The organism is Ligilactobacillus equi DSM 15833 = JCM 10991 (assembly GCF_000615765.1).
Classification (GTDB): Bacteria; Bacillota; Bacilli; order Lactobacillales; family Lactobacillaceae; genus Ligilactobacillus; species Ligilactobacillus equi.
On sequence record NZ_BAMI01000007.1, the window covers coordinates 18,040 to 40,540 of the forward strand.

The 22,501-nt window shown below is 38.0% G+C and carries 21 protein-coding genes, 3 pseudogenes and 1 riboswitch; of the genes and pseudogenes, 11 read left to right on the forward strand and 13 right to left on the reverse strand.

Annotated features, from left to right (window positions below; all coding sequences use genetic code 11):
- Positions 1–82 precede the first annotated feature (82 nt).
- Both JCM10991_RS02835 and dapG read left to right on the forward strand, forming a co-directional pair.
- The gene (locus JCM10991_RS02835) at positions 83–343 is read left to right on the forward strand and encodes a MerR family transcriptional regulator (RefSeq protein ID WP_023859949.1); all 261 of its coding nucleotides are present in this window, start codon (positions 83–85) and stop codon (positions 341–343) included.
- 824 nt (positions 344–1,167) lie between these two features.
- Positions 1,168–2,355, forward strand: coding sequence for an aspartate kinase (gene dapG, locus JCM10991_RS02840; protein WP_025020490.1), 1,188 nt, complete (start codon positions 1,168–1,170; stop codon positions 2,353–2,355).
- 911 nt (positions 2,356–3,266) lie between these two features.
- Here dapG and JCM10991_RS12370 read toward each other — a convergent pair.
- The gene (locus JCM10991_RS12370) at positions 3,267–3,455 is read right to left on the reverse strand and encodes a phage holin (protein WP_081781928.1); all 189 of its coding nucleotides are present in this window, start codon (positions 3,453–3,455) and stop codon (positions 3,267–3,269) included.
- Positions 3,456–3,653: 198 nt separating this feature from the next.
- Positions 3,654–4,967 (reverse strand): annotated as a pseudogene (locus JCM10991_RS15635) (phage portal protein).
- Between the two features lie 51 nt (positions 4,968–5,018).
- On the opposite strand from JCM10991_RS15635, the gene JCM10991_RS14795 reads away from it, so the two are divergent.
- The 3 genes from JCM10991_RS14795 (at position 5,019) to JCM10991_RS16035 (ending at position 6,182) form a co-directional block, all read left to right on the forward strand.
- Positions 5,019–5,147 (forward strand): Arm DNA-binding domain-containing protein, encoded by a 129-nt coding sequence (locus JCM10991_RS14795; RefSeq protein WP_155889556.1) that lies wholly within the window; start codon positions 5,019–5,021, stop codon positions 5,145–5,147.
- A gap of 307 nt (positions 5,148–5,454) precedes the next feature.
- A complete protein-coding gene (locus JCM10991_RS16030; protein ID WP_025020491.1) occupies positions 5,455–5,793 on the forward strand; it encodes a tyrosine-type recombinase/integrase in 339 nt (112 codons plus the stop codon).
- A 35-nt stretch (positions 5,794–5,828) separates the two neighbouring features.
- On the forward strand, positions 5,829–6,182 hold the full coding sequence (locus JCM10991_RS16035; protein WP_369384692.1) for a tyrosine-type recombinase/integrase: 354 nt from the start codon (positions 5,829–5,831) through the stop codon (positions 6,180–6,182).
- 83 nt (positions 6,183–6,265) lie between these two features.
- On the opposite strand, the pseudogene JCM10991_RS12385 reads toward JCM10991_RS16035, so the two are convergent.
- Positions 6,266–7,544, reverse strand: a pseudogene (locus JCM10991_RS12385) (nucleobase:cation symporter-2 family protein).
- A gap of 3 nt (positions 7,545–7,547) precedes the next feature.
- Positions 7,548–8,126 carry a xanthine phosphoribosyltransferase gene (locus tag JCM10991_RS02885; protein WP_025020493.1) on the reverse strand — a complete coding sequence of 193 codons (579 nt, stop codon included), beginning with the start codon at positions 8,124–8,126 and terminating at the stop codon, positions 7,548–7,550.
- Positions 8,127–8,175: 49 nt separating this feature from the next.
- Positions 8,176–8,271: riboswitch (purine riboswitch) on the reverse strand.
- A gap of 225 nt (positions 8,272–8,496) precedes the next feature.
- Here JCM10991_RS02885 and JCM10991_RS02890 point away from each other — a divergent pair.
- Positions 8,497–8,697, forward strand: a complete 201-nt coding sequence (locus JCM10991_RS02890) for a hypothetical protein (protein WP_023860312.1) — start codon at positions 8,497–8,499, stop codon at positions 8,695–8,697.
- Positions 8,698–8,735: 38 nt separating this feature from the next.
- Here the strand turns inward: JCM10991_RS02890 and JCM10991_RS02895 are convergent, their stop codons facing one another.
- Both JCM10991_RS02895 and cls read right to left on the reverse strand, forming a co-directional pair.
- The gene (locus JCM10991_RS02895) at positions 8,736–9,356 is read right to left on the reverse strand and encodes a DUF4097 family beta strand repeat-containing protein (RefSeq protein WP_025020494.1); all 621 of its coding nucleotides are present in this window, start codon (positions 9,354–9,356) and stop codon (positions 8,736–8,738) included.
- Between the two features lie 102 nt (positions 9,357–9,458).
- Positions 9,459–10,925 carry a cardiolipin synthase gene (gene cls / locus JCM10991_RS02900; protein ID WP_035187869.1) on the reverse strand — a complete coding sequence of 489 codons (1,467 nt, stop codon included), beginning with the start codon at positions 10,923–10,925 and terminating at the stop codon, positions 9,459–9,461.
- A gap of 144 nt (positions 10,926–11,069) precedes the next feature.
- Here cls and JCM10991_RS02905 point away from each other — a divergent pair, with 144 nt between their 5' ends.
- The 3 genes and pseudogenes from JCM10991_RS02905 (at position 11,070) to JCM10991_RS12390 (ending at position 15,962) form a co-directional block, all read left to right on the forward strand.
- The gene (locus JCM10991_RS02905; RefSeq protein ID WP_025020496.1) at positions 11,070–11,921 is read left to right on the forward strand and encodes an aminotransferase class IV; all 852 of its coding nucleotides are present in this window, start codon (positions 11,070–11,072) and stop codon (positions 11,919–11,921) included.
- A 141-nt stretch (positions 11,922–12,062) separates the two neighbouring features.
- Positions 12,063–13,403: an FAD-dependent oxidoreductase gene (locus JCM10991_RS02910; RefSeq protein WP_025020497.1), complete on the forward strand. Its 1,341-nt coding sequence runs from the start codon at positions 12,063–12,065 to the stop codon at positions 13,401–13,403.
- 40 nt (positions 13,404–13,443) lie between these two features.
- Positions 13,444–15,962 (forward strand): annotated as a pseudogene (locus tag JCM10991_RS12390) (M1 family metallopeptidase).
- 114 nt (positions 15,963–16,076) lie between these two features.
- On the opposite strand, the gene JCM10991_RS02920 reads toward JCM10991_RS12390, so the two are convergent.
- On the reverse strand, positions 16,077–16,904 hold the full coding sequence (locus JCM10991_RS02920) for an exodeoxyribonuclease III (protein WP_025020498.1): 828 nt from the start codon (positions 16,902–16,904) through the stop codon (positions 16,077–16,079).
- 18 nt (positions 16,905–16,922) lie between these two features.
- The gene (locus JCM10991_RS02925; RefSeq protein WP_025020499.1) at positions 16,923–17,252 is read right to left on the reverse strand and encodes a hypothetical protein; all 330 of its coding nucleotides are present in this window, start codon (positions 17,250–17,252) and stop codon (positions 16,923–16,925) included.
- Positions 17,253–17,474: 222 nt separating this feature from the next.
- Here JCM10991_RS02925 and JCM10991_RS12395 point away from each other — a divergent pair, with 222 nt between their 5' ends.
- On the forward strand, positions 17,475–19,205 hold the full coding sequence (locus tag JCM10991_RS12395) for a monovalent cation:proton antiporter family protein (protein ID WP_369384694.1): 1,731 nt from the start codon (positions 17,475–17,477) through the stop codon (positions 19,203–19,205).
- Between the two features lie 39 nt (positions 19,206–19,244).
- Here JCM10991_RS12395 and JCM10991_RS02935 read toward each other — a convergent pair whose 3' ends face one another.
- Positions 19,245–19,898, reverse strand: coding sequence for a site-specific integrase (locus JCM10991_RS02935; protein ID WP_023860303.1), 654 nt, complete (start codon positions 19,896–19,898; stop codon positions 19,245–19,247).
- 102 nt (positions 19,899–20,000) lie between these two features.
- On the opposite strand from JCM10991_RS02935, the gene JCM10991_RS14800 reads away from it, so the two are divergent.
- A complete protein-coding gene (locus JCM10991_RS14800) occupies positions 20,001–20,369 on the forward strand; it encodes an alpha/beta hydrolase-fold protein (RefSeq protein WP_051527940.1) in 369 nt (122 codons plus the stop codon).
- Between the two features lie 134 nt (positions 20,370–20,503).
- Here JCM10991_RS14800 and JCM10991_RS02945 read toward each other — a convergent pair whose 3' ends face one another.
- The 4 genes from JCM10991_RS02945 to JCM10991_RS12405 all read right to left on the reverse strand — a co-directional run bounded on the left by JCM10991_RS02945 (position 20,504) and on the right by JCM10991_RS12405 (position 22,484).
- Entirely contained in the window at positions 20,504–21,139 is a 636-nt protein-coding gene (locus JCM10991_RS02945) for a hypothetical protein (protein ID WP_162149485.1), read from the reverse strand.
- Between the two features lie 8 nt (positions 21,140–21,147).
- Positions 21,148–21,519: an acyltransferase family protein gene (locus JCM10991_RS02950; protein ID WP_155889558.1), complete on the reverse strand. Its 372-nt coding sequence runs from the start codon at positions 21,517–21,519 to the stop codon at positions 21,148–21,150.
- A gap of 148 nt (positions 21,520–21,667) precedes the next feature.
- Positions 21,668–21,835 (reverse strand): hypothetical protein, encoded by a 168-nt coding sequence (locus JCM10991_RS15085; protein WP_155889559.1) that lies wholly within the window; start codon positions 21,833–21,835, stop codon positions 21,668–21,670.
- On the reverse strand, positions 21,807–22,484 hold the full coding sequence (locus tag JCM10991_RS12405) for an ATP-grasp domain-containing protein (protein WP_056986681.1): 678 nt from the start codon (positions 22,482–22,484) through the stop codon (positions 21,807–21,809). The genes JCM10991_RS15085 and JCM10991_RS12405 overlap by 29 nt, the downstream gene beginning before the upstream one ends.
- Positions 22,485–22,501 lie beyond the last annotated feature (17 nt).

Genomic DNA, 22,501 nt, shown 5'->3' on the forward strand with positions numbered 1-22,501 from the left:
AACTTATAACGTAGACAAAAAGTGGACATAAAAACTCTTAGGCCGTATAATATATGTACAAAAATGTAGACAAAGGTGAATCATGTTAAAACCCAAAGAAGTTAGTCAAATTTTAGATGTCAGTGTTAAAACCTTACAAAGATGGGATGCTAAAGGAATCTTAGTGGCGCAAAGAACGGGACATAATCGACGGTTTTATAGTCAAGATCAGATTGACAAGTTTTTGCAAAATAATAGTGAACGCTTGGAAATCGTTTCATTAAAAGGCTTGACAAGTAGACAGCAAGCCATTATTAAGGATTTACTAACAGATTTTAGAAAAGCCAATCAAGTGACACGCTAAGTTCAAAGCTTAGCGTTTTTTATTGTCTCAATAGCTAAATGATTTTAGTACTGAGTAGTAAGTCAGCAATAATTTCAAACTAAAATGCAAGCAAAGTATCTGTGACAAAGCAAGCAAAGTATCTGTGACAAAGTATGTAGAAAAATCAAAAAAGACTTACTGATAAAAGCAAGAATTTAGCACATTAATAGATATGGACTATATGGTGAAAATCTAGGGGCCCTTAATAAAATTCTTCGCTATCTTTCCGAAAAACTAACATTTTTTAGAAAGATATTTAAGCCTTGAAATAGTCCCTTTTATTGGTGCTTACGAATTTCTTCGTTCTTTATTTGCGCAACATTATTAGGATTTTTCATTATTAGGATTTTTACTAGACGTGTCATTTTAAATCAAATAAGCTGGCATCAATTTCCTACAACCTACAAAATTGTCCAAAAACTTATCTTGAATACGTATTTCTAATTTACCAAGAGCACAAGTTGGCTTCTTAATTTTCTTTTATTTATGGGATAGTTTGCTACTTTTCATCAATCATAATTATTTCAGAATGGCGACGCTTGATATTTACAATCTAAGACATAAATTTTATGCATCTTAGCCCCCTCAATTCTCCCATCATTTTAAATATACAATTTTTTAAATTAAATTTGGTTGCACACAATATTCCTCACTATTTTTAATTAAGATAAGCGTCCTGATCAATTTTTCCGATAATAACTAAAATTCATTAAGTTTAACATTAAAATGTTATTGACAAAACATGGAATTTGGTGAGAAAATTATTAAATAAAAGCATTATTATTTAGATAGGAGAGTTGAGCATGGATATTATTGTTAAAAAGTTCGGTGGGACTTCCGTTCAAGACGATGAAGCCCGCCTACATGCCTTAAGACACGTAAAGGATGCTGTGTCTAAAGGTTTTAAAGTTGCCGTGGTTGTTTCTGCAATTGGCCGCCAAGGAGCTCCTTACGCTACCGACTCCCTACTTAGTTTAGTTGGAGGCAAGGACACGCTTCTAGATGAACGTGAGTTAGATATGCTGGTTTCTACCGGAGAAATTCTTTCAACCGGTGTCTTCACAGAACTTTTAAAACAACATGATATCAAAGCCATTGGGATGACTGGCCCTGATGCCGGGATTAAAACTAATAATGAATATCAAAATGCCAAGGTCCTAGATGTTGATACAAGGTCTATCTTAGATGCCTTTGCAGACAACGATGTCGTCGTCGTTGCTGGTTTTCAAGGCTTATCTCAAGAAGGAAGAATTACGACCCTTGGACGTGGTGGTTCTGATACTTCAGCTGCCCTATTGGCGGCCGCCTTACGGGCTAAATATTGTGACATCTTCACTGATGTTTCTGGGATGATGACTGGCGACCCGCGCGTTATCAAGCACGCCCGCTTCTTAAATGAAATTTCTTATGATGAAGTAGCTAACATGGCGCATGAAGGGGCTAAGGTTATTCATCCCCGCGCTGTGGAAGTCGCCCAACAAGCTCACATCCCAATGCGTATCCGTTCAACTTGGGATGACGTCGATAAATTGGGTACGGTAATCTCCCAAAACGGTATCAAACATCCCGTAATTGGTGTTACCCACCAACTCGGCTTGACCCAATTTAGAGTACCAACTGAACATAGTGATAAAGTGCTCTCACTACTTGCCGACCATGATATTAGTGTCGACTTCATTAACATTAATAGCGAGGCAGTTGTCTTTAATTTAACTGGTAAAGCTAGTGAACGTGCGAAGTCTTTGTTTACAGCTCATGAAGTTGACTTTAGCTTTACTGACGATTGTGCCAAAGTTTCAATCGTCGGTTCTGGGATGATGGATACTCCAGGGGTGGTTGCAACCTTAGTTACCGCTTTATCCCAAAAGGATATTGATATCCTCCAAACTTCAGATGGTTTCTCAACGATTTGGGCACTAGTTACTGGTAGTCAATTTGCCAAGGCCGTCAATGCCTTACATGACGCCTTTATTTTAAATCAAACTATGTAATATAACTAAGGCAAGCTGAACTGAGAACTGTCAAATAAAAAAATAAAGTTTTTCTGTTGCTTGATTCCAGGTATTCTACCAGGATCAGGCTTTTTAGTTTTTTTACGAATCGCTAGGTTTAACTTTAATCAATCTAAGGAATCCACAGCATCCCGTAAAGAACCAAAAATTGTCATTTAAGGGTTGACCACAGGATTCTGCAATTAACCCAAAAAAACCACCTCCTAAATAAGGAAGTGGGTAATTATATAAAAGTCGTTGTGAAGACAACGACCAAACGAACATAGACTATGCACTGAAATAGTTTAGGCTCAAAATTCAATTCTTTAACAACTGTATCTTACAATATATTGTTAAAAAAATCAAGTCCAAATATGTACGCGAGGCACGACTCGCCTTGTTAAAGAATCTAATTTATGAGCCTACAAAACTACTTTTTCTTAGAAAAGTAGAATTCCACCACTGTCTTAATAGTTTTAGCAACTACAAGAACTACTGGTGCGTAGGCACATAACACATCGTTCAATGTGCTGTGCACAATTCCACCTCCTAATCACCGGTGAAACCGATAATTTGTCGTGCCAAATTATCAGCATCACTACTCCGGAGTAGTGTGCCCAATTTAGGACACGAAACCATTATACATTCAAACATTCCTGCTATCAAGAATATTTGAACGTACCAAGTACGTTTAATCGCTTCAAGGTTAAACTGCGGAATCACAGGATTAATCAGTCCCCTCCGTCACTTTAACAATGCTCCAAGTGACTTGTAGTTCACAACGGTTAAATCTACTTAGTAACTTGCCAAATCTACAATAAATTCTCGTGTCATCAGCGTTTTCCTCCCTTTGTTTTGTCATAAATTCAAGGTGTTGCCAAGTCCTTTTGAGTTGGGTCGTTAAGAGAGTTTCATAAGCTTACGGTGACTAGCGATAAAACGTAAGGGGTACCGATTGCTTCCATCAGGACCGTTCCTAACGTTTGCCAGCTTGCAAGTTCTTGCGCACTAGTGGCGTATCCTAGGATTGGCGTTAAAATCGATAGAATTAATTGCACGACAAAAATCAGATTCTTGATCCGGACCTTCAAGTTAGTCATTGTATGTGTTTCTCCAGTCTAATAACACGCTTTTCTTGTTCTACTACGTCATTTTCTATTTTGATAGACGTTCAGTAGTTTTTTTCAAATCGTTAATCATATTTTTTAATTCCTGCAGATTAATTCGTTGTAGCGTTCAAGGTTGGCATTTTTAAATTGAACTCGTTCTTTACTGTTTGTCGGTTACATTGTCCCGTTCTAGATACCATCAGTTAGCCCCCTATTGTCAGCGATAACTTGCATGTTAGTCGCTAATTGGTCTTGTTGCTCCTTGTCAATCGCTTCAGACTCTGCTTGAACATCATTAACGATAGATAAAGCTTTAAGCCATGTCTTACGCGATACAAGCTCCGATAAGGTTTGTGCGTCTTTGATGTTATGTGGTAGATCGTAATGGAAACTTACGTCTATATCATCCCACGCTTCCGGGTCAACCCCTTTAATAAGCATGGTTTTAAAAAGAACCCGGTAAAGCTCTCGGAGTGACTTGGTAAACTTCCGCGCCTTGCTGGTATCCAGGTTAAGCACTGGTTTAAATTTCATTTCCAAGGCAACTCCACTGGCATTCCCGAAATCTTTATCATTAAGGTTAACAATCATACTAGTTTGATATAACGCGTCTAACAGCCTGTTAATGAGGTTTTCTTGCGTTGTGTCTGCGTCTGGCTTTGATAAAAAGTCAACATCTAAGGTTTCTACAGGTTCATCCTCGTCCATTGAAGATTTAAGGTTAATAATGCGAGTGTCTCTTAGTGCGTTTAAGTCTTCTTGTTCTAAGATCGTGCCTAGGACTTTCATATATGCACCCCCAAAGTAATCCACATCATTAGACTTCTCACTAATAGCTTTGTTTAACTCGTTAACGATACTTAATACATTTTCAATTACACCAACTCGTTCAGAGTTTTCTGGTGCCTCAATAATTGGGATGGCTTTAAACTCGTTGGTTTGACCTTCACCTAATCCACCACCGGAATTTGAAGTGTTTAGGTTCCATGTTTTTTCCGTTGAAAAAAAGTTCTACATTGTAACCAACACCGAAACTCCCTTGATTGCAGTATCTTACACCATAAAGTGGCGGTGCAAAACAGTATCGTCGTAAATCACAAAAGCTTCATCAGGAGTGGTTGATGTTAGATAAATTTCCCCCTTTTCGTCTGAAAACACAAAAAAGTATGATTTCCCGTAAATATCCGCTTGTTTAGATACTTCCGCGACTGCTTCTGGAACATTTTTTCGACGGTTAAACTCGGATAACCCCCTATTTGCCACGTCTTCCTCCAGAGTAATTTTAACCGGGTTACCTGTGAGGAAACCGTTGAAGGTGTCCACTAACTTTTTAGCAAAATTGAGGATTACTCGATTATCCGGCTTGCCATTAGGTTTGGCGAGTGCTTGGATAATAGTGACATATTTTCCTTGGTAGTAGTCTTTATATTTCTTGTAGTCAGGAACGAAACGACTTTCATTATAATCGATAAAGATAGTACGCTTAGATAAATATTCCGCCAATTATAATTTCTCCTCGAAAATAGACTTATCTCATAGAAAAGAGGAATGCTCATGGCGACATTTGAAAAATACACAACAAAATATGGAGAGAGATACAAATTTAAAGTGTATCTCGGAACAGATAAAGTTACCGGCAAAAGAATCGAAACCACCCGACGAGGTTTTAAGACTAAGAAATAAGCTCAATTAGCATTGAATTCACTAAAATCTAGGTTTGATGCAGGTTTACTTAACAAGACTGACGGCATTTCCAAAACCTTTGATGCTTTATTTCAAATGTGGCTAAAGAATACCGAAAGAATGTAAGTACTGCCGAATATCGTGAATATTGCTACAAGAAATATTTGTAAACAGACATCGGTAACCGACAGTTGGCTAAAATCACACCCGCTACGTTGAATACATTGCAAATAAGCTTGGTGCGAAATATCGTCAATTCGACAGCTACTTGGTTAGTTTAAAATTACCTTTGAAGTACGCTTACAGAATGGATTTCATATCAAACAACCCATTTGATAAAGTCGTTTTCCCCAAACGGGTTTCTGAGGGAGTTATTAAGAAAATAGATAAGAAAGACAACTTCTTCACTAAGCAAGAATTAAATGATTTCTTAACTCGACTACAAGTAAAATCGCATGCGGAACAAAAATATACTCTCTTTAGGTTATTAGCTTTTTCAGGAATGCGAGTTAGCGAAGCTTTGTCACTTAACTGGCAAGATATTTATTTTGATAACAGCTCAATCCAAATAAACAAAACAATTTATCGGGGAGCCATAACACAAAAAACATCGTTTCTTCATCCCCTAAGACATCTTCTTCGATAAGAACTGTCTATTTGGATAAAGAAACGATGCAGACCTTGTCCAAATGGAGATTATATCAAAATAAAATTTTAGCTGCAATCGGCCACCCTACCATGACTTTGGACCAATTAGTCTTTTCAAACCCAGAGACCAATTCACTTTATGCAGTCTCTGCTCCAGCTAAGTGGTTATCAGTTTTGCTGAAAAATTTTAATATGAAAAAGATTACTCCACATGGTTTTCGACACACTCATGCTACATTGCTTTTTGAGACTGGCGTTGATGTCAAAGAAGTTCAAGCCCGGTTTGGCCACGCGAATTCACAAACAACTTTAGATATCTATACTCATATTACTGAATCACGACAACATAAAACTGCTGATAAGTTTTCTACTTTCATGTCAAACTAACTTACAAAAAGTAAATGTGGGTTTTTTTGTGGGTTTTTCTTAAAAATGGCCTAAAAAAAGGCCCAATTTTCAGTGCTATAAATTTAATTTTCTTGATGTAATCCATTGAGGATTAAGTTCAATAGTACGGCTGAAATAGAAGCAATTACAATTCCGTTTGCAAGTAGTAATTGTAAGGCTTGAGGGAGGAATTGGAAGATATTGGAGTAAACTGAGACCCCAAGTCCTAGACCCATAGAAACCGCCATAATAATCAGATTTTTTTCATTGGTAAAATCAATTTTTATTAACATACGGATACCCTGGACGGAAATCATGGAAAACATAAAGACCATGGCTCCCCCTAGGACTGGAGTGGGGATGATGGTTGCTAAGGCCCCAGCCTTGGGGAAAAGTCCTAAAATCATCATAAAGGCTGCTGACCAGTAAATTGGGGTCTTGGTCTTAATTCCTGAAAGCTCTAATAACCCAACATTTTGTGAGAAGGTTGTATATGGAAAAGTATTGAAAATTCCCCAAAACTGCAGCTAATCCCTCAGCCCGATACCCTTTCTTCAAATCCTCCGTGGATAATTCCTTATTTAAAATGGAACCTAAGGCAAAATAAACCCCCGTGGATTCCACCATAGAAACTAAGGAAATGATAATCATAGTTAAAGATGAGGACCATTCAAATTGTGGCAAACCAAAATAAAATGGACGTGGCATATGAACCCAGTCAGCACTCATCACCGGATTTAAGGAAACCATTCCAAATGCCCAAGCAATGGTTGAACCTAGTACTAAACCAATTAAAACAGCGATTGAGCGTATGAACCCCTTACCCCAAATTTGACAAACCAGGATAATTGCCACTGTAAGAAAACCTATTCCTAGGTTAGGTAAGTTTCCAAAGTCTTTAGCGGTAGCAGCCCCACCCCCAATGTCGACAATCGCAATGGGAATCAAGGTCAAACCAATGACAGTGATTAAAGTTCCTGTTACTACTGGTGGGAAAAGTTTGCGAATACGGGCGAATTGACCAGCAACTAACATAGTGAAAATTCCCGCTACAATAATTGCACCGTACATGGTAGCAATTGAGAAATTTCTTCCAATCATCTTTAAAGGTTCAACAGCTTGGATGGCACAACCCAATATAACCGGTAAACCAATTCCAAAGTAACGATTACGTAATAATTGTAAGAAAGTAGCCAATCCACACATGAAAATATCAATCGAAATCAGGTAGGTCATTTGATCTTCAGAAAAATTTAGGGCCGTTCCAATCAATAAAGGTACGGTAACGGCTCCAGAATACATAGCCAATAAATGTTGAATTCCTAAAATAGCAGCTTTTTTATGACTTAACTTGTTTTCCATTATTTATTCTTCTCCTAGAAAGTGGACTTGGTTATCAGTAAATGAGGCAATTTGAGCCAACGATTCAACTCTTAAGCCCGCTTGGCGAAGTGCTTGGCCCCCATTTTGAAAGGCTTTTTCAATCACAATCCCAACACCTACAACTTTGGCTTGAGCCTGGTTGGCAATTTCAACCAGCCCCTTAACCGCTTCACCATTAGCCATGAAATCATCGATGATTAGGACTTGATCATCTGCTTGTAAGAACTTTTTATCAATACCCACAATATTTTCAACCTGTTTAGTGTATGAATAGACCTTGGAACTGTAGACCTCACCATTTAAAATCGCACTTTTTTGCTTGCGTGCAAAGACAACAGGCACATGCAAGGCTAATCCCACCATTAAAGCCGGGGCAATTCCTGAAGATTCAACCGTTAAAATACGGGTAATCTTTTCGTTGTCAAAACGTTTGGCAAATTCTTGACCAATTTCATACATTAAATCAGAATCGATTTGGTGATTTAAAAAAGAGTTCACCTTCAAAACATTGCCCGGTAAGACCTGACCATCTTGTTTGATTCTATCTTTGAGGTTTTCCATAAATAAAAAATCCTTTCCAATTCCTAACAGAAAAAGGCACACTACACAAAGTATGCCTCCAGTCGCTTATAGTTCGAAGTTACGGCTCCGAGTAGAGACTTTCCTCCAATCAGGAAATTATATAAACTTTGTATTTTGGGAATTTTTCCCGGATATTTAATTGTCATCAGATAAAAGCCGACTTATTAAATCGTTATAGATGATTATAATTCGTTTTTTATCTAATCACATGCTAAATTCTACCATATTTTAGAATGATTGTCTGTATTTTTCTTAAAATAATTTTCTTAACACACCAAATACGCTTATTGGCGTACACTAAAAACTTTGCTACAATAATGGTTAAAATAGAAAAGAAGGAGAATTTAAGATGGTTGATATTGAAAAAGAATTTCCTAACATGGATGACCCGGCAACTTTAGAAAAATATGCCCGAGAATTCATGCAAGAACAAATGTTTGGTTTTGTTCAACTGGCCCAAAAAGAAAACCCTGCCCTTTTAGCCAAAATTCGGAAATCTACACCGACTTGGCCAATTATCAAAAAGGCCTTAGAATTAGCCGAAAAATAAGAAAGTCCAGCTAGTCAAATTCTAGCTGGACTTTTTACTTACTTGGTTATTTCGATGTTACCTGCTTCTGTTTCAGCCTCTAAAACATTGTTACTGTGCTGTTTTTTACGGTAGGTCCCTCCCTTATCTTGATTATTTAGACTGACCGTTCCCGTCTCGGCCTCCAAATGGTAACCACTAAACGTAGTGTGGAGGCTTCGAATATTCCCTGTATCAGCTTGAAGTTCAAGACCCCGCTTAACTCGCAACTTTTTAACGGTAATATTCCCGGCTTCTGTGCTCAATTCAGAGTGCTTTGAAAGTGATAATCCCTGCACTAAAATATCTCCAACGTCTGCTTCCACGTCTAACTTAGTCAATGGAGTCTTTGTTGGGACAATAACTATAATCTGATTATTCTGGTCCTGACGACTATCCCGCACTTCTTGTTTAATTATCAAACGTTTATTAAATTGGCTGACTTGTGGTGTGAATTTCTGTTTTCCTCGATACTTAACTTGATACTTATCTCCTGTTTTGACAGTAACTTTAGCCATGTCGGCCTCAATTTGAATGCTATTGAAATCTTGGTTAGAGTAGTTTTGCGAAGCCTTAACTTTTACAACACAAGATAATAATACCGTCATAGCAATAACTAAACTAAAAACATACCGTTTCATTTGCAACGCCCCCTTATTCCAAAACCTTGTCTTTACTACTAAATTTAGTATATCATGGTGGCGTTTTCTAAGAAATAAAAAAAGAACAGCTTTAAACTGTTCTTAAAGTGTAGCTGATAGAAGACGAGAAAAATCTTGTTTAAACTTGCGCCATAGGGACTGTGATTGAAAGTATGCTAAATCTAATTCCGTCGCTTCTTCAATATCAGCTTCAAAAATTTTCTTTAATTGCTTGGCCTTGTGGTCATTATACATAAAGGCATTAACTTCGAAGTTCAAGAAGAAACTGCGATAATCCATGTTAGCCGATCCGACTGAAGAAATATGATCATCAGATACCATAGTTTTAGCATGTAAGAAACCTTTATCATAACGATAAATTCGCACACCGTTTTCTAAAAGATAGTGAGCATAATATTCTGTTGCTCGATAAACAAACGCGTGGTCTGGCATACAAGGAATCATAATCCGCACATCAACGCCTGATTGAGCGGCAATAACCAAAGCTTCAAGAACCGCAGCATCTGGAATTAAGTATGGACTTTGAATATAGAGATAATCTTCGGCTGAAGAAATCAATTTTTGATACCCCCGCTTAATGGACACATGTTCATTATCAGGACCTGAGGATACAATTTGAATAGCAGTATCACCTTCAGAAGGAATTTTGTCGAATTTAAAATACTCTTCAGTGAAAGGTAACTTTTCTTTACGAGTCCGCCGACAAGACGTATTCCAGTCCATGGCAAATCTTAATTGCATAGCAGCTACGGATTCACCAATAATACGCAAGTGTGTATCACGCCAGTAACCAAATTTTTCATTCTTACTAATATATTGATCAGCAACGTTAAACCCTCCAATATAACCAAGTTTTCCATCAATAATCACTAGTTTACGGTGATCATGGTAATTTAAACGTGGTACTGACGTCCAACGACGCGACTTAGGTGTCGAAACAAAGGCTTGCGCTTGTCCGCCTACTTTTTCAAATTCCTTGAAGGTTTTATAATTCGTTCCGTGGGAACCAAACAAGTCATATAAAATCCGTACTTTAACCCCACGTTTTTGAGCGTTTGTCAATTCTTTTAAAAGTTGCAGGCCTAAGTTATCAGAGTAAAATGAATAATATTCAACATTGATAGTTTCTTGCGCTTGCCGAATATCTTCGAATAAAGTGGCAAATTTTTCTTCCCCATCTGTAAAAATCGTAACGTGATTATTTTTGGTCAGGACAGAACCATTTGACTCTAAGAAAAAATGCACTAAACCACGTCCACTAGCTGTAATATCCGTATCATTGGTCAGCTCACGAGCATCCCACTCATCTTTTTGACGAGCGATTGCGGCTTCTAAAGTTAGTTTTTCTTGCTTTTTAATTTCAAAAATTTCTTCACTCGACATTTTACGTCCGGCAAAGGCATACAAAATAAAACCAAAAACTGGTAATACCACCAGCACCAACAACCAAGCCCAGGTAGCTGAGATTTCCCTTTTTTCCCGAAAAACCGTCACAATAGCTGCTAACAAGTTTAGATGCCAAATTATTAACAATATATTTATCAACATGTGGTTTTCAACCCCTATTGCATATTTAACTAAAATTATAGCACAAAGCTATTTTATATTCGGTAATCCATCAAAAAATTATTGACAAAATTAAACTAAAAATAGAAAATAATGATAATTAGATAAAGTGGAGGTTTTTTTACGATGAAAAAAGTTGGTTACTACAATGGTAAAATAGGGCCCTTAGAAGAAATTCAAATGCCCATCACGGATCGAGCAGCTTACTTCGGGGATGGCTGCTATGATGCGACTACCTACTATAATAATAATATTTTTGCGTTTGAAGAACACCTAGATCGTTTCTATAATTCTTGCCGTCTTTTAGAGATTGACTTTCCTTTAAGTCGCCAAGAATTGAAAAAAGAAATCCAAGCTGTCGTTGATGCCAATGAAGAAGACCACGGGATGGTTTACTGGCAAACTTCACGTGGAACAGGTGTCAGAAACCACGTTTTCCCTAAAAATGCCAAGGCTAACTTAATGATTTTTTCTGTTCCAGCTGAATTGGTTGACCAAAAGACAAATTTCAAATTGATTACCCTTGAAGATACCCGATTCTTACACTGTAATATCAAGACTTTAAACCTTATTCCTTCTGTGATTGCCAACCAAAGAGCAACTGAAGCAGGTTGTGATGAAGTGGTCTTTCATCGTGGCGAACGGGTTACCGAATGCGCCCACAGTAATCTTTTAATTATCAAAGATGGGGTACTTTGGTCTTCTCCACGTGATAACTTAATCTTACCTGGAATTACCCTCAAGCATCTTTTGGAATTAGCGGAAGAAAATGGTATTCCAACTCGGGAAGAAGCTTATACTTTAGATGATGTGTGGAATGCTGACGAAGTCATTGTTTCTTCTTCTATCTGTTTTGGAATCCGAACGACCGAAATTAATGGCAAATCTGTCGGAGGTAAAGACGAAGCAACCCTACGTAAATTACAGGAGGCCTACATGAATAAATACTGGGCTGACGTTGCCGAACGCCATTACTAGAAATGATTAATCTCAAGTTCTTACACTTGAGATTTTTTTATATCAATTTTGATAATTTGCTGTATAATTTTGACATGTGTCTACGTCCTATATGTGTTAGAATCAACATGTATATCTTATAAAATTATGGGGGAATTAAATATGTCAAAAATCTTGATTGTTGGTGCCAATCATACAGGAATTGCTGCTGCCAACACGCTACTAAGTCGTTATCCTGGCCATGAAATTACCATAATTGACCAAAATGATAATATCAGTTATCTCGGATGTGGGACGGTTTTATGGCTACAAAAATATCTTAGTGACTTTAATAGTCTTTTCTATACAAGCGCTGATGATTTCAAAAAATTAGGCGTTGATATTCACTTGCGTACACAAGTCATTGACTTAAATTTAGAGCAAAAAATTGTCACAACTAAGGACTTAGCTACTGGGGAAAATAGTCACTTAAATTATGATAAATTACTCCTTGCAACCGGATCGTTACCAATTGCACCACAAGTTTCTGGTTTAGAATTGCGAGGTATATCTTATATTAAATTTGCCCATGAAGTGCAAAATTTAGATGAAAAATTAGCGGACGAAAGTAAAAAGACAGTGGCTGTAATCGGAGCGGGTTATATTGGTGTTGAACTAGCCGAAGCCTTACAAAAACGGGGTAAAAAAGTTCTCTTATTTGACAAAAATGCTACTTGTTTAAGTAATTACTTCGATCCCGAATTTGCTCAAATTATCGACAATAAAATGAAGCAAGCAGGAATTGAACGCCACTATCAAACTGAAATTACCGCCTTTAACGGTCAAAACGGCTGGGTTAAGGAAGTTGTTACCCAAGATGGCAAAAAGTATACCGTGGATTTAGTAGTTAATGCTATCGGTTTTAGACCAAACACTAATTTAGTGCGGGGAAAACTAGATATGCTAGCCAATGGTGCTATTTTGGTTAACGAGCATCAAGAAAGTAGTCACAAGGATGTCTTTGCAGCTGGGGATTGTGCAACTAGCCACCATAACGTCTTAGATAAACCCGTGTACATTGCTCTCGCTTCTCATGCTATACGAGAAGGTATTTTAGCTGGTCATGGTTTAGCTGGGGGTAGTCCCGTCTCTCCAGGTTCTCAGGGGGCAAATTCCTTACAACTTTATGACACTAACCTAGCTGCGTGTGGTTTAACTTTGGAAACTGCTAAAGCAGCTGGATTTCAAGCGCAAGTTAGTGACTATGACGGCTTACAAGAATTAGATTTTATGAAAAGTAACTTTAAAGTAAAGATGCGCTTAGTTTATGACCAAGCCACTCGTCGCCTTTTAGGAGCACAATTAGCTGGCAACCAAAATGTTACCTACTTCGATTATCTCTTCTCCTTAGCTCTTCAAAAACACATGACCATTGATGAGCTAGCCTTTTTAGATTTACCATTCAACTCATTTTACAGTCGTCCTTACAACAGTATTAATTTAACTGCACAAAACGCACAATAATGTTATAATTTGCTTAGAAAAAATGAAAGAAGGTCTAACCTTGACTGTGCCAAAACGTCTTTTAGAAAACTTTACACCAATTAACTACCAGCTCTACCTTGATATTAATCGCTCAGCAAAACTAATCCAAGGTAAAACCACCATCAAAGGGATAGCTAAAAATGATAAGATTTACTTACACCAAAAATTTCTCACCATTAAAACTGTGAATTATCAAGGACAAGCTTTGAAATTTAAGGTTGACGATGAAAATGAAACTTTTAGCTTTCAGATACCACAGACTGGTGAAATTGAGCTTGAAATTACCTACCAAACTCAATTAACTGATACAATGATGGGAATCTATCCTTCTTATTACCAGCTTAACGGTAAAAATAGGCAAATTATCGGAACTCAATTTGAAACTACCTTTGCTCGTCAAGCCTTTCCTTGTATAGATGAACCAGCGGCTAAAGCTACTTTTGAGTTGGCCTTGAAATTTGATGAGATGCCTGGTGAAACAGTTTTGGCTAATATGCCTGAAAAAGCCTGTCAAGATGGAGTGCACTACTTCTTACCAACAGTTAAGATGTCTACCTATCTCGTAGCCTTTGCTTTTGGAGAATTACAGGCAAAATATGCTGAAACTAAAAGTGGTGTAAAAATCGGTGTCTTCGCTACCAAGCTCACCAGGCTAAAGAATTAGAGTTTGCCTTGGATATTGCCACCCGTTCTATCGAGTTCTTTGAAGACTACTACCAAACTCCATACCCGCTTCCTCATAGTTGGCAATTGGCTTTACCTGACTTCTCAGCTGGAGCCATGGAAAATTGGGGCTTGGTCACTTACCGTGAAGCTTACTTAACTCTTGACCCTGATAACACCCCGCTTTCAACCAAACAAGTAGTAGCATCTGTGATTGCCCACGAATTAGCACATCAATGGTTTGGGGATTTAGTCACCATGAATTGGTGGGATGATTTATGGCTTAACGAAAGCTTTGCCAACATGATGGAATACGTGGCCTTAGATGCTCTCCAACCAGACTGGCATATCTGGGAAATGTTCCAACAATCCGAAGTTTCTGTTGCTCTTAACCGAGATGCAACTGCCGGAGTCCAAGCTGTCCATGTTGAAGTTGAGGACCCAGCTGAAATTGATTCTATCTTTGATAGCGCGATTGTTTATGCCAAAGGTTCTCGCCTCTTAGTAATGGTACGCGATTTAATCGGAGATGATGCTTTACGGACGGGCTTGAAAAATTACTTTGCCCAACATCAATATGCTAATTCGGTTGGCGACGACCTCTGGCAAGCTCTAGAAGATGCTTCCAACATGGAGATCAAAAAAATTATGCACGCGTGGCTACAAGAGCCTGGTTACCCGGTCTTAAAAGCGAGCGTTCAGAACGGGCGCCTTATCTTAGCACAAAGTCAATTTTTTGTGGGGCAACATCCAGAAAGTAAAAATATTTGGCCTTTACCACTCCATGCTAATTTTGCAACTCCAAAACTAATGGATCAAGCCCAACTTGATTTAGGTGATTACCAAACCTTACGGCAAGCCGTAGGGCAACCATTACGCTTCAATTTAGGAGCTAACAGTCATTTTATCGTACAATACGACACTACCCTGTGGAAAGATCTCAAGTCTCATTTGGCTGACTTAGATGCCATTAGCCAGAGACAAATTCTTCAAGACTACCAACTCTTAGCTAAAGGAATGGTAGCTTCTTACGCGGATATAATTGACTTACTCGAAATTTTAGCAGATAGCCACTCAGCTATGGTCACAGCCAAGGTTTATGAAGTAGCCCATGATTTGAAACAATTTGTCACACCACAAAGTACTGAAGAGACTGCCCTCAAATCCTTCTACAAACGCTTATCAGCTAAAAACGCTCAACGTCTTGGTTTAACCAAACAAATTAGTGAAAGTAACGACGATTTACTTAGTCGCCCTATCGTACTCAAGGCTGCACTTTACGGTCACAATGAAGAAATCATTGATCAATTACACCAAATCTTTATCAGCCGGGATAATCTTTTAGCCTTACCATCCGACATTCGGGGCTTGATTTTGAGTAATGAGGTACAAAACTTTGGGACGAAAAAACTTTTAGATAACTTCTTTGAGACCTATCAAACTACTAGCGATCCTTCCCTAAAGGTTGACTTACGCGCCGCTCTATGTGGTAGCGATGATCAAAAATTCTTGAAGAAGCTTGTTGGCGCTTTTAAAGATGCTAGCTTAATTAAGCCACAAGATTTACGAGCTTGGTACTCTGGCCTTCTCGCTAATGGTCAGGGTCAAAACCTCGCTTGGAACTGGATTCGTGATGATTGGACTTGGCTAGAGGCTACCGTTGGAGGAGACATGTCTTTCACTTCTTATCTGACCGTCACTGCTAATATTTTAGCGACTAAAACTCGACTCCAAGAATTCAAGGAGTTCTTCTTACCTAAGCAAAATCAACCAGGTTTGGGAAGGGAAATCACCATGGATATCAATGTGATTGAAAATCGAGTTAACTTAATCTCTCAGCAAAAGAAGGCTGTTTTAGCTCAATTATTATCCTAAACTCAAAAGCCTCATAACTTAAAAACCTTAAGAAATTCCGTTTTCAAAGACGCCTATTTCTTAAGGTTTTTATTATTGATAACTCTTAAAATTTCTAGCCTTTTTTGCTAGTGACTACAGATTAATTTCAAGTTTAATAGGTGTATGATCTTGACGGTCACCAGAATCGAGCATAACCGAAGCAGTAACTTTATCTAAAATGTTGTCACTAACTAGCCAATAATCAATCCGCCAACCAGAATTATTAATTTTACTAGTTTTAGCTCTTTGAGCCCACCAAGAGTAAACATTCTTAGTATCAGGATGCAAAGCTCGGAAACTATCGCTAAAACCAGCCGCTAATAGATTGGTAAAGCCCGACCGTTCTTCATCAGTGAAACCGGCAGAATGATGATTACTAGCAGGGTGAGCTAAATCAATTTCTTGGTGCGCGACGTTGAAGTCTCCACTCGCTAAAACTGGCTTACGACTTGCTAAATCAACTAAGTATTGGCGGTACTTTTCATCCCAAACTTGTCTTGAAGCTAGACGTTTTAGCTCACTACCAGCATTTGGAGTATAAACTTGGGTTACATAGTAATTCTCAAATTCTAAGGTAATAATTCGACCCTCTTGATCCATAGTATCGGGAGCCCCAATTTCCGGATAAGTAACTACGGGCATTAATTTTTTACGGTAAAGATACATCGTACCCGCATACCCTTTACGTGCCGGTTCAATTGAAGAACGCCACACAACTTCATAATCAGGAAAGTATTCCCTTAAGATTGTCAGATGTTTTTTCGTAGGACCTTTGGCCGATAATTTAGTTTCTTGAATGGCTAAGATGTCAGGGTCTTCAGTTTGAATAGTTTTTAACACTTGGCGACTCATTTGCGCTCGCGCAGAGTCACTCGTTAAAGCTGCGTTAATGGAATCAATGTTCCAAGATATAAGTTTCACTTTTTCACCTACTTGTTTTTATTCTTTAAAATATTTAATCGCAAAAATTCCAGCTTCTGCTAAAGCCACAATCACTAGGCCAAAAATTACGACTTGCCAGTCTCCAAAATTCTTGTATGAAAAAATTAGAATCCACACAGCCAACATGAGACTTGCTAGCAATGCAAGATTGCGCCCAATAATGAGAACGAATTTTAAAATTTTAAAACCAGACTGTTGAAATTTCTCTTTAAGAGTAGTGGGCTCAGCCTGATGGGTTCGTCTTCCTTGAATTGTAATCACCCTTTCTTTACCTATAAGTATAGCACAACCTTTACTTTTCATAAGTTCTACCATCTTGCTTTTCATTAAAATATTCTCATGAAATCTACCTTCTCTTAGCGTTATAATAAAGGACAATTATATATTATTTATAGAAGGGAATATGATTATGGTTTCTTTATCCTTTGTGATTGTTGCGCTCGCGGCTTTCGCAGTCCCCATGATTTTAACTCGTTTTAAAATCAGTGCCATCCTGCTTCCGTTGGTGAAGTTGTCATTGGGATTCTCTTAGGTCAAAGTGCCCTTAATATTGTCCATACTAGCGACTTATTAAGCAACTTCTCAACCTTTGGTTTACTGGTGGTCATGTTTTTAAGTGGGATGGAAATTGACTTCAGTTTATTCGCTAAAAACAGTACGAATCTCTCCCCCCTTGAAGCTAAGCAAAAAGCCAATGAGGAGAAAGTGATAACACCTCTTTTTGTAGCCCTCATAACCTATGGCCTTGTGATTTTAGGAGCTTTCCTTGTTTCACTAAGCTTCTACTATCTTAGACTTTTTGACAATATCGCTTTAGCCACGATTATGTTTATGACAATTTCCTTGGCAATCGTTGTTTCGGTTTTAAAAGAAAATGAAGTCTTAAACCGCCCTTTCGGCCAAACCGTTCTGCTAGTCGCAATTTTAGGACAAGTTGTACCAATGATTGCCCTGACGGTTTATTCTTCACTGATTGCGGGAAAAGGGGGGAGTTTATGGTTAATTGCTATTTTAGTAATCACCGCAGCCTTTATGTTTCGAAACTTCCGAACTTTCTTCGATTTTTTTGAACGTATCAATAAGGCCACCACACAAGTCGACGTACGATTAGCTTTTTTTATTTTACTGGCACTTGTGTGGGTTGCTGAACATGTTGGTGCCCAAAATATTCTCGGTGCCTTCATCGCCGGAATTGTTTTCAAACTGCTACAGCCTGCTGAAGATACCGAACGACGACTTGATGCCATTGGATATGGTTTCTTCGTTCCATTTTTCTTCATTATGACAGGGGTGGGCTTGAATTTGCCAGGTTTGTTAGCCTCCAAAAAAACTGTCATCTTGATTCCGTTAATTCTTTTAGCTTTTGTTTTGGCTAAATTACCAGCCTTTCTAGGTTTAAAGTTGCGCTTTTCGAGTGGTAATTCCTTGGCAGCAAGTTTTTTATCTTCAACCACTTTAGCCTTAATTTTAGCAGCCTTGACTATCGCTAAAGGCTTAGAAGTTGTAACCGAACAACAAGCTGGTGCCTTTACCGTAGCCGCTATTTTAACTTATTTGGTTGGACCTGTACTCTTTGGGCGAATTTTCCGAGTATCTAAGGAAAATCCAAAGAAAACTCAGGTTCACTTTATCGGAGTTAACTTACTGACGGTTTCAACTGCTCAGCAACTAGATGACTCACTTTATGAAGTTAACCTTTATACCGACGTGCAAAAAAGTTTTAAAACCTTTAATTCTGAAGCCAATGTACATGCTATTGACTCCGTAGACGCGGACTACTTAATTAAAAACGATGTCTTGGATACAGACATCTTGGTTCTTGGTTACTCAGCTAATCCTGAGGTCAACTATAACTTGGCTCTTCGTGCTAAAGAATATGGGATTAAACGAGTAATTATGCGTTTTGATAACGTTAATCCTGAAATTGACCAAGATCATGAAAGCCATCTTCAAGAAGCAGGTGTTGAATTCTTTACAACTTTTGATTTAGGAGTTTCCTCTATGCGGGCTATGGTTGAATCACCATCTATGTTGGAAATGTTAACCAGTAGCGATGCTCGACTTTACGAAGTTACAATTCAAAATGCTAATTTTGATGGCTTGGAAATCCGAAACTTACCATTGGTTGATAAAATCACCATTAGTCGAATTTTTCGTAACCATAAGGCGATTGCCCCTCATGGAAATACCCGCATCATGCTAGGTGATCATATGGTTTTCTCCGGCAATAAAGAATTTGCCCAAGCCATCCGTAATTCCCTAGGTAAAGAAAATGAATAGATCAAAAAAGGTAACTGTTATTAGGTACAGTTACCTTTTTTAGAGATTGAAATTAAAGTTTTCCACGACTTTATCCAAATCTTCTTGTTCGATCCCCAAATAGTGACGGGTAACTCTTTGGGAAGAATGGTTAAATAATTGAGAAATAATCTCAACATCCGTCCCATTTTGATATAGTTGTCGTCCAAAAGTTTTGCGAAATGAGTGGGTACCAATTTTAGCCGCCAACTGTTCATTACCTGTTTTCCGCGCAATTCGCACCACCATTTGATAAAAACCATGGACTGAATAATGCCCGTTTTGATTGCCTGGAAAGAGAAAATCATTTTCATCTTGATAGTCATAGCTTTGTAAGTAATCTTGAATTTCAGTCTGGCAATTATTCCAGAAAAGTTGTTTAGTTTTGCCAGTTTTTTGTTCAATAATTTTGACCCGCGTTTTATTCAAGACATGCCCAACCCGTAATGTTACGACGTCAGAGGCACGTAAACCATTATTTAAAGCAATCGCTGTAAGCAAAACATTTCTTTTGACCAAATGTGGTCGTGAATATTGTCGCATTGCTGCGATTAATTCTTGATATTCTGCCTTGGTCAAATATTTAACGTTTTCGACCCAAATTTTCTTATGGCCTTTGACTTGACCATTTTGTTTATTCTTTGGGATATACCGATTTTCTTTTGTCTTTACCATTTTGACTCCTCTCATTCATGTTCACTTCATTGTAGCATGCTTGCTTTAGAATGTGAAATTAGTTATTCTACAAGAAATACCACTTTCGTGAGGTGAAAATTCATGGCTGATAACTACTTATATTTAGAACAACATTGGCTCGAGGTACCTTATTATCAAAGTAAACGTCGAGTTCGGGTCTTGTTGCCAGCTAATTACTACGAACATCCCGACAAAAACTATCCCGTACTATATATGCACGACGGACAAAATGTTTTCTATAGTAAGGAAGCTTTTGCGGGGTATTCTTGGAAAATTATTCCACTCATCAAACAGCCTCCCAACTTACCACAAGTCATTGTAGTCGGGATTGACAATGCCGAAGCCAACCGTCTCGATGAATACACACCTTGGCCTATCAATGACCACCATTTTAAAAATCTCGGTGGCCATGGCTTTGCCTACAGTGATTGGGTTGTTAATACGGTTTAACCCTTTATTGACCAAACCTATCGCACTCGCTCTAATTGTCAAAATACCCTTTTAGCTGGTTTTTTTTTAGGGGCTTGATTACCGCTTTTATGGGGTCAGATTATCCAGATATTTTTGGAAATTTAGGGGTCTTTTCAAGTGCGGCTTGGCTCTGTCAGGATGCTTTTAATGACTTTGTGATTAAACATCCCTTGCGTCTTTAATTTCCTAAATATTAGGTTCCGCACATAATCTAGTAAACAACCGGCTAATAGCCACAAAATTGCCAATCCTAAAACCGCTAAAACCAGCCACCATGGCTTCATAATACTTAACCGTGTATAAGCTCCCGTGATGATGGTGTAGACGAAAGGGTTGGTTTGTAAAAGATAGGCGCCAAAGGACAAAGGACTAAGACTTAATAAACTTTTTTGTAACCATAAACTTTTAATTGGAAAGCGAAGTAGCCAAATAAAGAGGCACACTGCTTCTAAAACCAATAAAGGATTAGTATAAGCAATTACCACTCCTAAAAACAATTTATCATCCCCGTGTAAGAAACGGACCTTCACCCAACTTAAACTATCACTAATCAATAAATTAGCTAGACTAGCCAAAAAGTAAATGCCTAGATATACCACGTTTTTTAGGTGGGGATAACCATGTAATTTAAGATATGCCCCTACAAGATACATCATCAAAAGCCATAAAATAGAGTAGCCTCCCGCTAACCCATAGCGATCACTACCTGGAATAGAACCTAAGACACTAAATAAAAAGAGGCCAGCCAAAATAATTTTCAAAAAGCTAGCTTTTGGGATAATTGTTTGAGTCCTGGTTTTAATAAGGGTGCTAAAAAACAAACTCCTAAATAAGCATTAAAATACCAGTGTTGCTGAAAGACGGTCGGAAAAAGTGCCTTAACTATTTCCATTAAGCCTAAATCACGCTGACTTATAATCATCCCCCACAAACATAACCAAGAGTAAAAGAGCACTTGCAACCATAGTTCTATAATACGTCGGCGCTTAAAACAACTATTAATGCCTAAATACCCCGAAAGCAAGGCAAATAGATTGACCGCTACAACACCTAAGAAATACAAACAGGCGACTAGCTGAGTATTTAACTGTGTGAACGCCTGGGCCTCCAAAATACCTCCATTTAACAAAATACCTCGACAAAATTCTTATTATATCAAGGCCATATATTCTTTCCTGAACTGGCACTTGCTTAATAACATTTTCTTTCAAACTGACAACACCTTTTAAATAATTTTTGTAAGAAAAAACTGCGACAATACTAGCGCAGCCATTTTCCTATTTTAATTCATCCACATAACGGCTAATTTCGGCAATGGTTTCTTGGGCTTCAGTATTAAAAATTAAGCCGATATTTCCCATAACATCGGAAAAAGCATCTGGGATGTGCTGAATTTCTTTAAGATACTGACCATATTTAGTCTGGATCTTCCAAACTATGCGCATACTCATGCCCATTGAAACGTGAGAAATAAGTACTGTAGTAATTATTTTTAATTTCTTGGGTAAAATGATTTTGTGTTACTATCTGCGCATAAGCTTCAAACAAATTAATTTCATGACCGTAGTTCATTAAATCAATGGACGAACCTCCTGCCGGCCGACAGTTAACTTCCAAATCATATAGGGTCCCATCCGCTAAGCGGAAAAACTCAATATGGAAAAATCTTTCCTTAATTTCAAACGCCTTCACAGCCTTTAAACCATACTTTCTCACGTCAGGCGCCACTTTACGATCTTCGTAGAAGTACATTTCATGGTGTCCTTCTAGCGTTTCTAAAGCCGGTTCGCTGTAAGACATCGAAGAATAGAAGACGACTTTTCCATCTTGATCGGTTAAACCATCAAAAGTGACAATGTTACCATAAATGAAACTTTCCATAAAGTAAGCAGTACCGTGATGACGATTAGCAATGAAGTTATCTAAACTCTCTTTATCAACAATCTTGTGAGTATCACTAGCTCCTACTCCATTATCTGGTTTGGCAATTAAAGGAAAACCTAATTTGACGAAGGCCGCTTGAATTTCTGCATCAGTTTGGACTCGATAACCGTCAACCACAGGAATTTGGTGAGCTTTAAAGAAAAGCTTCATAGTTATTAGAATTAACT